The organism is Moorella sp. E308F, assembly GCF_006538365.1.
GTDB lineage: Bacteria > Bacillota > DSM-521 > Neomoorellales > Neomoorellaceae > Neomoorella.
Window position 1 is genome coordinate 36,746 of the sequence record NZ_BJKN01000004.1, and the last position, 16,249, is coordinate 52,994.

The window sequence follows — 16,249 nt, forward strand, 5'->3', positions numbered from 1 at the left end:
GGCTTTATTATGACGCAACAATATCCATTTGGTTCGGCGAAGGATCGTTATAAAAAGAGGCTATTTGTAGATATGGGATTTGGTTATCAGGAGGTGGGGGCGCGATTAATTGAGCCCTATTCACCTCCTGTTCCTCAATTTAATGTTAAAGAGTTGACAGTTATTAATGGGCCTTCTCATATTCAAAATATGGGTATTTCTAGTTATAAAGCGCAGATAACGTTGTTGTTTGATGATAAAGAAGCCTATACTGAATATCTCACTTATTGTGGTTGGACGCATAAATTTTATGATGAAAAGGGACATTTATACCTAGGTAGTGTTACTAGTATGAAGGTTTCGGTGTATGAAGCTAATAGGCGGTATAAAGTAGAATTGGATATGATTTTAGTCAAAAAAGATGAATATGATCGTAAAAATAGGTTTAAGTACCAAGATATTGAAGGGCATTGGGCACAGACGGAAATTGAAGAGATGGCTAATCTGGGTTTATTAGCAGTAATGACGAGGGATAACCAACCTATTCTTTATTTTCGACCTGATGCCTATGTAACCAGGGCTGAATTTATAGCCTTTTTAAATCGGACAAGGAGATTATTAGAACAAAGTATTAGGGAATAGGTCTTTCCTACCTATTCCTTTACCTATACTAAAGGTGAGGTGATAGTCGTGAAAAAGTGGGTTGATGTTAATGAGGGTGACTGGTTTTATCAGGAAATTATGGAGGCATCGCGGATTGAATTAGAGGATGGTAAGCCATTTGTGTCAGGTATTCCTTATAATGCTTTTAAGGCGGGGGCTCCTTATATTTATGAAGAACATATAGCCACCGAGGGACAGAAGGTTTTTTCGTTATCACAAAAAATAGTTCCCACGATAGATAATCCTTTATATGTCTTTATAGATGGGGTACAGACTGTATATGAGAAAGTAGAGGATAATGCTTCAGGGACTTCAGATGTGACTTTGTATGGGGCTCCTAGAGCGGGGGCGGTAGTGTCTTTTACTAGTTGGGGTATACCTGAGACTGATAAATTTGGTAAACCTACACCACCTTATACTGGTTATTATCCGAAGTATACTCTAAGTAGAGCTAGTAATTATGTTTATGATAAATTTAATCGGTATTATCAAGAGTATGTTTATGTTTTTGGTAGGTATTTGCGGCGGGCACCTGTTCCTGATGAGGAGTGGAGTGATCCTTCTATTTGGGAACAGGTAGTTCAAAAGTATATTGGTTATGACACAGATATTTATTGTATAACCCCCACAGGGACAGTCTATATGCCGTATAATTTTAATAATGTAACTTGTACGATTGTTTATACAACACAAGAACCGTGGGGGTTAAAGCAGAATACTGAGCAGTTTAAGCCGACTTCTCCTATGGTTTATTATAATAATAGGTTTTTTCCTAATGCTTATATTACGAGAGCGGAGGCTTATGTTCTCATCAACCGTTTAAGGAAAACTTTTTATAGTCGTTTTACAGATTTAGAACCTCCTGGTTCTCGTTTGGAGCAGACGATTGTTGCTTATGAAGGGCAGACGGTTTTTAGGTTGAATGGTACTTATCCTGCGGGGAAAGAAAAGTTGCTAGTTAAAGTAAATGGTGTTAATAAAGAGGCTGGGGTAGATTATCAGGAAACGGATGCTCATACGGTTACTTTTAATACAGGTTTGCACGAAGGGGATCAGGTTTATTTCTTTTATGAGAAAACGGTAAGCACTAGGTTTGCGGATGTAGGGGTTCCTACGAGTATGGTTATCCTAGGTACAGGAGAAGTTATTAAGGAAACAGATTGGTGGACGCAAGATATATTAGCGATGGAAGATGAGGTTATACGCAGTACGGGTCAACCTTTAATAAGCGGTATTTTATGTTCTTATTTTGATGCTAATGGCAATGTAGTTGTGGATGATATGTATAATCCTTTAGAGGGTACTAGCCAACCTAAGTTGATGTTTATGCCTGATTCTTTGTTGACACGGGCTGAAGCAGTTACTTTTTTAAATCGTTTTCGCAAGTGGGCGTTGGAGCGATTTAAGTATTAGGTGGTGAGTGAGGATGCAACCCATATCAGAGGAATTAAGAAAAATATTGGCAAAGAGATTAAAGGTTAGTAGCTATGAGCGTCCTACTTACAGGGTAGAGGTAGATCGGTTAGTTTTTATACCTGGGCGGGTGGAAGAAATTCAATCTTTGGCTGAGGATTATCAATTAACAAAAGAAGTAGTACGGACATGGATTGATCCATCTTCCACTGTTTCTTCTTATATTACGACTGCGGAGGCGGTGTTTCCTCTCCCTGGGCGAACATTAAATGATGTTACCTGCGCTTTTGGGGCCAGGGGATATAACGGGCATAGCGGCCTGGATATAGCGGCTGATGTGGGTGAGACGGTGGTGGCCGCCTGGGGTGGTAAGGTAAAGCGAATTGAACGCTGGGATTATGAGTCTTACGGACATTGGGTGGAAATTTTGCATGAGGGTGGTATTATCACTCGTTATGCTCATTTAAGTGAGATTTTTGTTAATGTAGGAGATAATGTTAATCAAGGTCAGGCTATAGGTAAAGCAGGTAATACAGGTAATGTATGGTTTAGTGGTCATAAGGTTACAGGTAGTTACAATGATCCAAATTCTGAGCGGGCGCGGGGGCTAGGTTCACACTTACATTTTGAAATATGTTTACCTAACGGTAAAGGTGATATTTATGCTGTAGACCCTGTTCCTTATTTAAATGGTAGCAAGAAATTATCTTTATCTTCAGGTAATACTGGTGATGGTGTAACTGTAGGGGAGACTTATACAGGTTTACCTGGGGAAGTACGGTTGGATGAACAGTTTGTAAAACGGGATTGGTACACTGATCCCCGTTACAATTTAGATGCTAATTTCCAAATTTATTCATCATATGACGGAGAGGTACAAAGGTTTGTCTTTGATCCTAATACGGTTTCGGAAGATGTTACGGTAGGTTTTAATATTGAGGTGGATATGCAGAGAGCAGGGTTTATGGATTTAAGTTATATGGCTTCTTTGTCTGAGGGGGATCAGCTTAGAGTTTATGAAAATGGTAATTTAGTGCGGCGGGTGACGGAGTTTAGTGGGGTTGAAGAAGAGTTAAAGGGTATTGCTGTTCCCCAAGGGAAGAATATAATTAGAATTGAAGTTTTTTGGAAACGGGGTTCGCGGTTGCAAACTTTAGCTTTAAAACATATTCTTATTCAAGAATTAATTGTGCAAGCTCTAGCTAGAGGTGATAAAACAATAGATAATTTTGATCCGACGAGGGATTTGCCAGGGTCTTCTGTGGCTACTGGTTATTGGGATGTTATGACTATAGATAGTTTTGTGTTTAATGAGCAACCAGAAAAAGTAAGTTTGCAGGTAGGTCAATTTGTATATATGGATACTTTAACTTTGGATAATGTTCAGAGTATTGAAATAGATAGTCAGTTTGATATGGAGGCGGCGGAGGCGCAAATAACGATTTCTAACCCTGATGGTTATTACAGTCCTGATTATAACCCTTATTTATTTCCTGAGTTATATAAGGATTCGCCGTTCTCATATTGGACTAATGGTGGTTTTCATGTTGGGGTTTTAAGTGAAAATACCCCGATTCGGATTTATTTAGGTTATGGTATGAATTTAATGCGGGTGTTTACAGGATTAATTGATCGGGTAGACATGACTGCTGATGGGAATATGACAATATATTGTCGTGATAGGTATAAAAAGATAATGGACAAAGTGCTAACGGAGACTAAGCAATATCCTCGTGAGATTGACCCCGCTAATCCGCTAACTAATGCCTCTTGGCGCGATCAGATTATTGCCGCCGCTAAAAAACATGCGGCGGCGGTTGGCGTCGATTATAAATTCTTATTAGCTATCGCACAACAAGAAACTGCGATGGGTACACAAGGATGGGGGCGGCCTGAGCAGGGAGGTTATGTTCTTGGCTATGGGTGTTATAGTTCTTCTTACGCTGATCCAGCTTATGCAGGAATTGAAAAGCAGATGTATTATGGAGCCAAACGTATGGTAGATGCTTTGCGGAGTCGAGGTTTTCAGGTAGATTCCTGGGATGATGTAGAATATTTTCGTTTAGGGGGAGATTTGGGAACAGGATATACCTGGACTTCAGATGAGAATTGGACTAATAATGTTTGGAGTATTTATAATGAAATAAAAGCTAATCCATCCCAGTGGGATACTAATTATACAGAAAGTGCTTCGGGTACAGATGATAGCCAGAAAACGGCTTGGCTAAAATCGGCTGTAGTGCAAGATTTAGTAGCCCATGCAGGGATGTTTGGTTGGCGGGCTACTGATGAGGATAGGCAGTATCCTGATGCAATTATTGAAGAGACTTATTTAATAGAGGTAGATCAAAAACATGGGTATGTTGTAAAGGCGGGGTCAAGTGAAGGAGAATTTATTACGGTGCCTATTTCTTCTATACCCACCCCCCAGGGCTGGTTAAATCCCTTTGTAGAAGCCTATGGGAAAAAATTTGAGGCTTATCGTTACAAAGTATCGGATTGTATTAATGAAGTAATTGGGGATCTTAATTATCGTTCTTATTGTGATCGTTACGGCACCTATCGCTTAGAACAGCTAAGATTGGATAAGCCTGTTGTGGCTGAATTTACCGAAAACGAGAATTTACTTACTATCGCAAAGACTGTGGATTTTTCGCGAGCACGTAGCCATTTAGTTATTATTGATGCTGATGGTCGCGCGGAAAATTTTATTGATAAGGAGATTTTATTGGAGTTAAAAGGAGAGTTGCGGACTGCGGTAATTAGCGTGGGGTGGGCAAAATCTTCGGAAGCGAAAAAACAAGTAGCATTACGGGCCTTTTTTGACATGAAGCGGTTGTGCCGTACTTTACAGGTATCTATAGTTGGAAATCCAGCCTTAGATATTTTAGATCGTATATTAGTAGTGGATAAACATACTACTACTCGTTCAGTCTATACTATTAAAGGTATTAGGACTAGTTTTTCTAAGGATACAGGTTATATTCAAATTATTGATTTAATGTGGTCTGCCGCTGATGGGACGGTGGTATAATGGCGGGCGTAACCCATGATTATTTGATTTATCCTATACTGGAATTAATCCACAATGAAATTAGGAAAATAAATTCTAGTGAAGATAGTGTGGGTGACATTGCGGCTATTACTTTACATCGTGACCATCCTGCAGATCAAGATAAGGTTACAGCGGTTGACTTTGTTTATGATGATGGACGTACGACTAGTGTTTATCTTCAATATGGTTCAGAGGATGCTTCAACCTATCCCGTGGGAATAACTCCCGATAGCTTAGACTATACTTATTACTTAATGTGGCGATTGACGGGGGTTATCCTTTCTAATTTTGATCCTTCAGGAAACCTTTTGAGTAGGTATCGGATAGGTTTGCTTTATGATGCGAAAGGTTTATTGGTAGGAACTGAAGTGAATCGATTAGGGTAGGGGGGTGACAGCATGTTTCAGGTTACTTATCCTGTTGGTGGAGTAATTGATAAAGTAAGGGAACTTCCTTACCCTCATTTTTCTAAGTTAACTATTCCTTATATACGAGGGCGGCGGTTGGATATTCCTGAAGCGACAGGGGTATATTCGGATACCTATTCTTTACCTTTTAAAACGGAGTTTTTATCTATTGCTATAGCTTGTAGTCAGTATTGTGTTGATGATTATTGGGAGTTGACCATTGGGCAGGATAAAATCTGTGAGACTATTTATACTAAGGAATTACCAGAGAGTGTAAGTATGGGTAATAGTTTTGGGATTGTGTTTCCTATAGCGGCTAATACACCGTTGAAGTTTGATTTTTATAATAATAGTGGTAAGGCGAAGCAGGTTTGGTATAATATAAAGTTTTTACGGTAAGGGGGGCGGTATAGTTGCCAGCAGATCAAGTGGCTTGGGTAGAAGGGGCGGCAGAGGCGGAGAATATTATTACTGCTTTAGTGGATAGCATCGTTAGTGCTACTATACCTTATGAAATAAATAAATGGCAGAAGGTTTTTAGTAGTGATGCGTATATATGGGTAACGTATAATGAAAATTTTAGAGATAATATACAAGGTATATATAAACATACTGATGGGAATTTATATCCCGTATATAAGGTGGGTACAATAAATACTATTAGTAGTAATAATTTAGAATTATGCGATACAGATGGCTATGTGTGGGAAGTAAATTCAAATAATGAAAGGACTGGTAAAAAGTTTCAGGTAAAAGCTGTTACTTATGTGGATGCGAATGGGGTTTCTCACACTTTACAGGTAACGGGACTGTTGTTAGTAAATGTACTTGATTCTACGGAACCGACGGTGGGGGCTAGGTGTTATATTGTTGAGCAGGTACGGCAGGAATTGGATGGAAGTTATAAAGCTGATCCAGAATGGAATGAATTTAAGATTGTGGCAGAAATGCCTTCTGATTGGAATTATTTACTAACGAGAGATCGGGTACTTTTGTATAATTATTATGGTTCGTATACTTATTTATATAAACCTCCTGTTTATAGATTTACTGAGAGATATTATACTGCGGATATAAATATTAGTGATAAGGTAGAAGTTTTAAAAATTACTCCTGATCCACCTACAGGATTAACAGCTAAGAATTTTTATGTAATGTTTAAACATCCTATTGGGCAATATAATTATTTTGATGTTTTATATGGAGAGGGTTTTTTAGGCACGCCTAGTAGCGGCGATCCAACTTTAACTTATAAAGATATTTGTGATGTGACGACAGTAGGAAAAGGGAAAACTCCCGTAATTATAGATCAGAAAAAAGCCGAGGCTATGTATAAGCAGTGGAATGATCCTCAACAAGAAAAGGTTTTTGTGCCGCCTTCTTTTTCCTGGGAGGTGCGATATGGAAGGGAAGTAGTAAGTCCTCCTGCTCACTATTTTTATGGTTGTAATACTAGTGTGTCAGGGATCGGTTTAGTGTCAAGACGACCAGAGTATCAAGTTAATTATTATCTTTCTATAAATAATAGAAGAATAGCTATGATAATTGAAGGCGACCCTGTGCCTGATAGAGAGGGATATTACAGAAGTTTTGGTTATATCGGGCCTATAATTTCTTTTAGTAGTAATGATTACACCAATAACTTTGCCGTTACGGTAGGGATGGGGGAATTAAATAAAGACAAGACAGGGTTTGTTTTACAGGACATTGATCAAAATAATAATCCTTTATATACACAATATGGGGATTATGCTTCTAATGGTATGTATTCAGTATCTATGTTAAGTACAAAAAGTGGTAGTACGTTATTTCAAGCATTTTATCCATCTTTTAACACTCCATTACCAAATTATCATGGCGGTTCAATTCCTTCTGGCTTGTATAATCTATTGATAGCGGAAGATTTTTTACAGGCTTCTAGGTGGACAGGAAAATTTCATGCGAGCCCAATTTATTTATATCATCAATATGAAGGGTATAGAGGGTATTTGGATGGTGTTTTAGCAATTAGTCCTTACAATCTTACTCATTTAGATGAACTAGAGTTTGATACAGGAGAACCTAAAGATCCTGCTAATCCAGAAGTTGGGAATTGGATAGAGGTTTATAAGTTTGTGCGGTTGTTAAGTCCTATTAATTTTATGTTGCGATCAGCAAATCCCAATGATATGATGCTTGCAATTTTAAAAGAGGTCAGGTAGGGAGGTAATAATTTATGGCAGATTTTAAATATGTAGAAACAATTACAAAGTCCCAGGATTTACTTAACACTATTAAAGAAATTTTAACTTTTACTAGTTACCCTTTTGACGCTATGCACGGAGAAACAGAGGTAGCTAATACTTGGATTATAAAAGAAGAAATTACTGATGTAGCAACAGGTAAAATAAAAGAATTAACAGTACAAGGAAAGACAGCTATTGGTTCAACTACTGTAAGAAATAAAGATTTTTATGTAAGATTTAAGTTAAATGGTTTTAGTGATGTAAGTAAACATAGTTCAATGACTGTTCAACTTTTAGATGAGTTTAATCCTACTAATAATAGTTATGGTGTTAACGGCTATCCTGTGCTTTATGAGTGGGCGCAAGAGAATTATTCTAATTCAGATCGGGATTTTAATTCTCCAGTATATTTATACGCAACTATAAGTAATAATAGGATTGCTATGGTTCTAGTAGCTGATCCTGCTATTAATTTTAATGATTATCGAAAATCATTCCTTTATATTGGGGCAATTCAACCATTTAAGTTCAATGAGGATGATGTAGATGGTAATATTTTGTTGACGGCGGGGGCGTATAGAAAAGAGCCTAGTTATACTGAAATAGCTATTAATAATCCTGATTATTATTTTGGTGAGTTTACAGCTACGGGCAATAATAATTTCCAAATGTTAAAAACAAAAACAGGTATTTTATTTCAAAAGCATTATCCTGCTTTTATCACTCAGGCCCCTCCCCCTGGAAGTGCTTATGTTGATTCTCAAGTAGGGGATACTGGCGTAAAATTAGAATCACAAGGATTTCAAGCCTCTCGGTGGACAGGTAAGTATCATATGAGCCCGATTTATGTATACCATCCTTATGAAGGGTATCGCGGTCAATTAGATGGATGTGTGGCCGTTACTAAACATAATATTCTTCATCTGGATGAGTTAGTGGTAGATGTAGAAGGGAAGCCGTGGACACAGGAAGTATATCGTTTTTATGATATAAATACTGAGCAATGTTTTACAAAACATTCAGCGAATATAAATATGGGGTTGGCGGTATTAAAAGAAGTACGGTATTAAGTGCTTGCGTAAGGTGGTGGGGAATTTCAGGTATCAATTCTGAAATTCCTTTTTTGTTGTGGGGTGAGAGAGTTGTCACTTATGACTATTTCTAATGTATATAACTGTAGAGTGTTAGATTTAAATCAATGTCGAGAGACTTTTTCAGTTGTCGTAGCTATTTATAATAATTTCCATCAAGATAGTTATTATTTTAAATATATACCTTATAGCAGATATAGTAGTATTGTGATGATGGATTATCTTTTGGGGAGGAAGGAAATTGTTGATGGTTCATTAATGGCGGAAGTTGCGGCGGTATTAAAAACTGATCTTCCTGGACAAGAAATAGTGTTAATAACAGGAGATAAGCAGGATATAATCTCAGAGATTACTTTGATAGATGTTGGTTATAAAGAAAGTCAGTCTACTAGTGAGGTATTAGAAGGGTGGGGAGTTAGAGAACCTTTATCGGTTGGTGAGGTAAAAAAGAATTTTTTAACTGGTTATGTAGAGGAAGAGAGTGCTATAAGCAATGATTTTGTAACTGGATTGCTTATAATTCATAAGCATCCTTTAACTATTGATAGGGATTTTCTTTCTTATTATCGTTATGATAGTCACGATTTAATAATAAATTTTAAGTCTGTGGAGGGGCAATCTCTTAAACGAGATTTAATTGTAACTAGGGATCTTATTTCTTTTGATAGAAAAATAATGCGTGATTTAAACCTAACTAATGACGTAAAGTCGAGGCGATTTACCTTAAAGGAAATTGTTCCTAGTTTTTTCATTTCAGGGGGACGTGAAAAAGATAAGAATTTATTTATTGTCGATACGGTCAACGGTGAGCGGTGGTTAATAAATGGTAAGATAATACCTGTAGAGTTTTTAAAGGGTGGGAGACAGGACGGAGGCCATTTTTTATATGTGCCTGACCATCTTTTAGGTGGTTTTTTATATCGCATGGCTGTCCTTTTAGAAGGAGTATTGGGTACTAAAAGTAGTTTTAATGGGATAGTGGAGGCAGGTTGGAAGGAAGGCATATCTGGGGGAAAAGGAGTGTTTGCTGATATTAAAGCTCTTTTAGGTAAGAAGGAAGATGAATATGGAGCAACCCTTTTATACGAACAGGAATTTAGTATTTTAGATAGGGTAAGATTAGGGTTTGTGGAAGAGGTTATGAAAAAATTGGCGGAGGTAGATAATCAAAAAGCGGCTGTTTCTTTGGTGGATTTGTTGTTGACGGAACGTATATGGCAAGGATTGGCAGAAGGGGATTTTGATATTATCACAGCAATTCTAGAAAAAGGAAGAAAGGCTCTTATAAATAAAGAGGTTATAACAGGAGTTTCAGAGGAAAGGTATGCTAAGACAAATATAATTATTCCTGTAGCTTTAAGACAGGAGCTACCGTCAATTATTTACAGTTCTACAGTGGCAGAAAAAGATCCTTTGCCTCTAATAGAAGAAAAAGGGTTAATAGCTCTCAAAAAGCCAGGGGAGGCTTCTGAAATTAAACTAGGGTTAGGACAAGGCCTAGTTTATGATTATACTAATGATATAGTTGATTTAGGAATGAATCCTGAATTTTGGGTAGGCGGGTTTGGTGTACCTGAAGAGTATAATCCGCTTGATCCTTTAAATCCTTATTATCCGTGGGCTGATGAAGTTTTTCGCATTGATCAAGGTATTTGGCAACCTGTGGAGGCGGAAGGATGGGAATATGATCCTACTACTAGAGGTTTTATTAATAGCTCGCAGATAGAAAGATGTGGATTAGTGTATAGGGATATAAATAGTGATGGTTATATTTTCTGGACTAGTTTTAAAGTAACGGGTTCAGGAGATGATGGTGTAGGAATTATTTTTAATTACGTTGATGAAAATAATTATTATAAATTTATTATTAATGGTGGAGATGCAGATTATAGCCTGAGTATGGCGAAACCGATGCAGTTGTATAAAGTAATAAGTGGGGTTACGGTGCCCGTTGGGTCGCCGATGGAACCCTTCCCTTGGATAAGGGATAGATGGTATACAATTAAAGTGATCGTAAATGATAATCGTATTAGTCTTTATGTAAATAATAAACTAGAGTATGATTTTGTAGAGTAGGGGGTAATTTAGGTGTCTAAAACCTTTGGTATCCTTACAGAAGGACAAAAAGATGTAATGTTTGCCAATATGGGAGCGGCTTTAATTAATAATGATGCAATAAATAATCCTGGTAATCCTGTTGGCCCTAATTTTCCAAGGGCTATAGGACGTTTGCCTGGGTATCAGAATCCCATTTTAGGTGATCCTGGGCGGGGGCGTATTGGACGTTGGCAGTTTGTTAAGTATGATTCTTTACAGAATGTTATTGATCAGGTTATAGAGCATTATGTAGAAAATAAGGATTGGTATAGTAGGGTGCGGTGTCGTGAGGCATTGTGGAATATGTATCGTCGCTTAGAGTGGTGGGTGCGGCAACAGGTAGATCCAAGTAAAAATGATTATCAACGAGCTTTGCTTTATATAAAAGATTGTATAGCCAAGATCCTTGATCCTGGAGAAATGGAGTTAAAGGAAGTATTTGAGGAGTATTTTAATGATCAAAATAATATATCTTCTCAAGTAGTGACTTCTCCTGGGTGGGAGTGGGAAGATTTATGGACTACTTATAATGGGGGTTCTGGAGACGGTGTAATGATAGTTCGTAATAAAGAGGGGGCTTATACTTTAGATGTTACAGGTATTTCTCTCCCTCGTGGGGGAAAGGTATTATTTGAATATGGTGGTGCATTTAAGGGTAATGATAAGATAGAGTTAATTGTAAACGGTAAAAGTATGTGGACAGGCAACACTTCTACTCGTACAGCCAGGGGTATTGATGTGGAAGTAGAGCTTCCTCCTAATACCAGTGAGCTAAAGTGGGTTTATACTTGCGGTTTTTCTTTAGAGGAACATTTTGGCTGGGTAGATAGTATTAGGATATTTTCTAATGAGTACGCTTATGGGGCTGATTTTAGCACCGAATTAGATGCGGGGCTTACTTATAGTGACGGTTGGTATGATGATAAGGGCGCGGCCACGGTTACAGTGGCCCCCTCCACTACGGAAACTATTACTAAATCTTTTGCTTTTTTGAGTAAGGGTTATGTTATTTTCAGCTTCGCGGCTAGTTTAGGGGCGGGAGGGAGAATTTATCTAAAAATAGATGGCGATGAGGTTTGGTCTTATAGTCAAACAGGAGGTAGTGATTTAAGTTTTAGGGATGTGCGAATTAATGTAGCTCCAGGATTTCATGATTTTGAGTGGGGGGTAGTAGGGGGGTCAGTTCCGAGTACAGTCAGAATAAAAAATATTGAAATGGTGGAGTTAGTAAGTAATGAGGAAATAACAAAAATGACTCCTTACTGTCCTGCGCCTTATTTTCATTATTTTGATGCTGATTATTTTAATCATTTTGATGGAAGCATTATTGAGCGGCCTACTTTTGATATGCGGACTTTACCGCTCTCAAATGATTTCCCTGCATTTTTTAGGTGGGTATCTTCTACAGAAGATCAAGAATGGGTAGTAGTTCATTCGGTAGGGGCTAATGAGCAAGCAGGTACAGAAAATATTTTAAAATTAGATTTAGGGATATTATCTTTTGGTAATTCTTCTAAGATCACTTTTAATTGGCGTTTTAAACAGAGGGGTTTTATTCGGTTTAAGTATTTAGCTAGTGTGGATAAAGGTAATGGTTTGGTTTTCTTTATTAATGGTGAACAAGTGGGGGGCGAGTGGAGCCAGAGTAACGATTGGCAAGAAGTTAGTTTTAATGTATATCCTGGACAAACTTATAAATTTGATTGGTTGGTACGCAAGCAGTCGGCTAAGGATTGGGGTTATAATGCTGTTTATATAAAGGATATTGAGTGTGTGGAGACTATTAGAACGGCAGATCCTCCTACTCCGCCAGATTTTGATACTTTAGGAACGAAGGCATTAGAGGATGGACGTTATGAGTGGGTGACTTACTCGAAACAATCGGTGGTAAGAAGTAGGATGGGGGGTGATCAGCCTCTTGAAGAAGCTAGGGTCAGAAAGCTAGTATTTAATTTAGATAATGAATGTGATGGGGAGATTTCTTATTCTTACAAGTTGGATACAGAAACACCTTTTCCTGAGCATACACAGGAAAACATCTTTTCAGATAACTTTCAGACACCGAATCAGCACGGAGAAAGTGTTCATGGTAGTTCAGTTGATGCTCAATATGATTCTAATTGGGTTTTAAATGGAGAGGAGTCGACTGCAACTGCGGATGGGGCAAAGATTGTTTATAAGATAAAGGTTGCTCCTGAAGCAACATTAGATTTACATGGTATATTTGAACTTGAACCACCAGATCGGGTTATTGATCATTATGAGGAACAGTTAGTTCCTGTCGCTTTTTCTGGTAGCAGTCGTTGGGTGGCAGACGGTAGCTGTTACACGATTAATAATATTACAGCAGGGATTTGGAGCATGTCTACTTCAGTTAATATGCCTAATGATGGCTATTTTGAATTTGATTTTAGTCACGATTTGCGGCCTACGGAAAAGTTTCGGGTGGTTGTAAATGGGATAGTTGTTTTGGATTCTAAGGGTTTAAGGGCAGGAGATCATATTCGTATTAACCTTAAAGCAGGTAATAATCAAATTGAATTTAAGATTATTGATTCTTATACAGAACAGCCACTCCATGAAGATTATAGCGTTACTTATAATTATGGTAATTATAGTAGTGGGGAACCTCAGCATTTTGTAACTCAGTTGGGAAATAAAGTGGAATTAACTCGTTATTGGGATGTGGGGGACGGAAGAGCTTATACAAATCGTGATGGAGATTATATTATATATAATATTTCTCTTAATCCTGGTGCTAAATTCAGTTTGCATGAAAACGCTATTTTCCATACGGCTCCAGTGTATGAGGGGGAAGGTAGAGAAATCTTTAGAGAAGATTTTAATATTAGGGGAGGAGTACATTCTCCAGCTATAAGTTTTAGCGGTCATTGGGAATGGGTAGATTTATGGGCCGAAGAATTTTTAGGTGGGCCTGATCCTAATGTTGTGCATGATGGTGTATTTAGAGTACGAAATGCGGATGGTACAACTAATACAGTTTATTTGAGCATTAATTTGGCGGCACCTGGAAGTATATCGTTTGAGTATGGAGCAAATCTGGGTGATTATGAAACCTTTCAGCTTTGGGATGGAGATGTTTTAATTTGGAGCGGTGATTCTACTTCGGATAGTCACGTCACTGTTCCATTAGGCCCTGGATACCATTCTTTACGGTGGGTATACCAAGATTTAGGAGGTACGACTTATACAAAACCTCCAACTGAAGAAAATCCAGGTTCTTCTAATTTACCTGCTAAAGAAGAATGGTGGTCGGCAGGAAATCAAGTTCATCCTATAAATTATAGCTATAAGTTTAAAGAAATTTATACGCCAAGAAAAACTTATTTAAATTGGTGGGCTGGAGATGATTCACAGATATTTTATTGGAATGGTCAAGCAGTTTCACAGGGGACAGATATTGATGGGGCGACTATAACGCGAGATATAACTACTCCTGAATATGCATCGGTTACGTTAACTGAGAGATTGAAAATTTATCCAGGGAGTAAATCTTACTATAATGAAGCAAGGTGGGAAGATGTTCCTATTACTGGAAGAGGAAATATTCTTTTATTAGCTAATGAGGGAACAACTTCGACAGGATGTCGGCCTGCTTTTGCATCTATCTCAATTATCGGTAAAACTGAAATTCGTTTCTCTTATAATACCTTCTTAACTTATTATGATGCGGGAGTAGGGAATTTTAATTCTCGTTATCATAGTGGGCCACGTGGAGCTTTTTGTTTTTATATTATACCTTTTGATGCTATTAAACCTATAGATTTGGATTGGTTTGATACTGATAAGTTTTATCAATATAGACGATTTATTGTTTATGACAACAGAACAAATTACTCTTATCGTACCGCTTTAGAAGGAGATGGTATATATTATCTAGTATGGGTTGTAGTAGATTTGTGGGAAGATACCAATTATGTTTATGCTAATAACGCACTATGGTATTATGGAGCCCGAATATTATCACTACAAAAGAAGGTTAATGGTTATTATGTAGAGGGATATGATGATACTTATGTAGAATTTAAAGTGGTAGATGTAGCTAAAAATGTAGTGTTAAGTCAGAAAAATTTTTCGTGGGCAGAAGGTTATATACCTGTTAGTTATACTATTGCTCCTGGTGTAGCTGTTAGAATTTATTATACTTTACGAAAAGGGAAAGGTACAGAAGGGGGTATTAATGGAACAGGTGGAGCTTTTACATTATCGCAAGGAAGTTTTGCTGAGTATTGGGGTTCATATGGTCGAGATGTAAATGATAATTATTACAGTATTTCTCCTTACAATGAAATTCCTGATCCTCCACCACCGATACAGGTGGGAATAAGTTCAGATGATTCATGGGTTTGGTTAGATGCTATTCGAGTGGTTGAATCTGATAGTAGTTATACCGATGCTCGTTTAGATGTTATAGTGAAAGATGATGATACAGGTGCCATAATAACGAATCATAGTTATGATGCTAATGATGCTTTAAAGCAGAGTATCGCAGAAGAAATAGTTAATAATTCAAATAGCAAAAAGACTTATACATTAATAATGCGTTTTCGTGGCGATGGTGGAGTTTATTTAAATAAAGGTGGCTTTACTATTACTGAAACAAAACCCGTGCCACCTAGTTATGCTAAATTTTGCAATGTAAAAGTGGTGCAAAGAGTTCCTATTTGGATGGGTGGCCCTGATGGAAGTAAGTTGCATGTAACTATCTATGATGAAGCGACCAATGCTGTGGTAGATAGTTGGACAACTGATTATAATGGAATATCGGATTATCCTTCTAGGTATTCTAATTTTACTCTTTCGCCATACTCTAATTATAGAGTGGAAGTAGTAACTGAACAACATGGTACAGTTAGTTCAGTGACAGGAAAAAAGTATTTAACTACTTTCTATGTTCATGAATTTAAAGCAATAGAAAACTGGACTCATGTACCGAATACGTTTAGTTCAAAATTAGAATTTTATATTGATGGGATTTTGAAAGCAGTTCATGAACAATCAGGAGGTTACTATACGGTTTCTTTTCCTGTAACGAAAGGTAAGCATGAATTTAAATGGGTGTTTGTAGGGGGTAGTTCAGAAAGAAATTGGGATTATGCCCAACTAGATTGGATAAGATTGACGAATTGGATATGTGATCGTGTTTATTTGGTGCCTTATTGTGAGCCTGGGGGTGGCGATAAGTGTATTGAAGCGTTAATAAGATGTTTGCTTAGTGTAGTTCAAAACAGGCCCCAGGGTTGTGTAGTTGGAAAGCGAATATGGTTGTTCACATAGGGTGGTGAGCTAAGTGGCATT

9 protein-coding genes are annotated in these 16,249 nt (G+C 37.6%); all 9 read left to right on the plus strand.

The features are described 5' to 3' along the window. Positions 1–9: 9 nt before the first annotated feature. The 9 genes from E308F_RS15135 to E308F_RS15175 all read left to right on the plus strand — a co-directional run bounded on the left by E308F_RS15135 (position 10) and on the right by E308F_RS15175 (position 16,228). Positions 10–621, plus strand: coding sequence for an S-layer homology domain-containing protein (locus tag E308F_RS15135; RefSeq protein WP_141265753.1), 612 nt, complete (start codon positions 10–12; stop codon positions 619–621). Positions 622–669: 48 nt separating this feature from the next. Next, positions 670–2,055, plus strand: coding sequence for a hypothetical protein (locus E308F_RS15140; RefSeq protein ID WP_141265754.1), 1,386 nt, complete (start codon positions 670–672; stop codon positions 2,053–2,055). A 13-nt stretch (positions 2,056–2,068) separates the two neighbouring features. After that, positions 2,069–5,089, plus strand: coding sequence for a M23 family metallopeptidase (locus tag E308F_RS15145; protein WP_141265755.1), 3,021 nt, complete (start codon positions 2,069–2,071; stop codon positions 5,087–5,089). After that, on the plus strand, positions 5,089–5,496 hold the full coding sequence (locus E308F_RS15150) for a hypothetical protein (protein WP_141265756.1): 408 nt from the start codon (positions 5,089–5,091) through the stop codon (positions 5,494–5,496). Before E308F_RS15145 ends, E308F_RS15150 begins: the two co-directional genes overlap by 1 nt. Before the next feature lie 12 nt (positions 5,497–5,508). Beyond that, the gene (locus E308F_RS15155) at positions 5,509–5,916 is read left to right on the plus strand and encodes a hypothetical protein (protein WP_141265757.1); all 408 of its coding nucleotides are present in this window, start codon (positions 5,509–5,511) and stop codon (positions 5,914–5,916) included. 14 nt (positions 5,917–5,930) lie between these two features. Then, positions 5,931–7,718 (plus strand): hypothetical protein, encoded by a 1,788-nt coding sequence (locus E308F_RS15160; RefSeq protein ID WP_141265758.1) that lies wholly within the window; start codon positions 5,931–5,933, stop codon positions 7,716–7,718. 14 nt (positions 7,719–7,732) lie between these two features. Continuing rightward, a complete protein-coding gene (locus E308F_RS15165) occupies positions 7,733–8,812 on the plus strand; it encodes a hypothetical protein (protein ID WP_141265759.1) in 1,080 nt (359 codons plus the stop codon). Between the two features lie 81 nt (positions 8,813–8,893). Then, positions 8,894–10,909 (plus strand): hypothetical protein, encoded by a 2,016-nt coding sequence (locus E308F_RS15170; protein WP_141265760.1) that lies wholly within the window; start codon positions 8,894–8,896, stop codon positions 10,907–10,909. 12 nt (positions 10,910–10,921) lie between these two features. Continuing rightward, complete coding sequence (locus E308F_RS15175) at positions 10,922–16,228, plus strand: hypothetical protein (RefSeq protein ID WP_141265761.1); 5,307 nt, start codon at positions 10,922–10,924, stop codon at positions 16,226–16,228. Positions 16,229–16,249: the final 21 nt, after the last annotated feature.

Bases quoted from the DNA above. Each gene is read 5' to 3' on its own strand.
- E308F_RS15145 (WP_141265755.1), top strand. From the start codon at position 2,069: ATGCAACCCATATCAGAGGAATTAAGAAAAATATTGGCAAAGAGATTA.
- E308F_RS15165 (WP_141265759.1), top strand. From the start codon at position 7,733: ATGGCAGATTTTAAATATGTAGAAACAATTACAAAGTCCCAGGATTTA.
- E308F_RS15150 (WP_141265756.1), top strand. From the start codon at position 5,089: ATGGCGGGCGTAACCCATGATTATTTGATTTATCCTATACTGGAATTA.
- E308F_RS15155 (WP_141265757.1), top strand. From the start codon at position 5,509: ATGTTTCAGGTTACTTATCCTGTTGGTGGAGTAATTGATAAAGTAAGG.
- E308F_RS15135 (WP_141265753.1), top strand. From the start codon at position 10: ATGACGCAACAATATCCATTTGGTTCGGCGAAGGATCGTTATAAAAAG.
- E308F_RS15170 (WP_141265760.1), top strand. From the start codon at position 8,894: ATGACTATTTCTAATGTATATAACTGTAGAGTGTTAGATTTAAATCAA.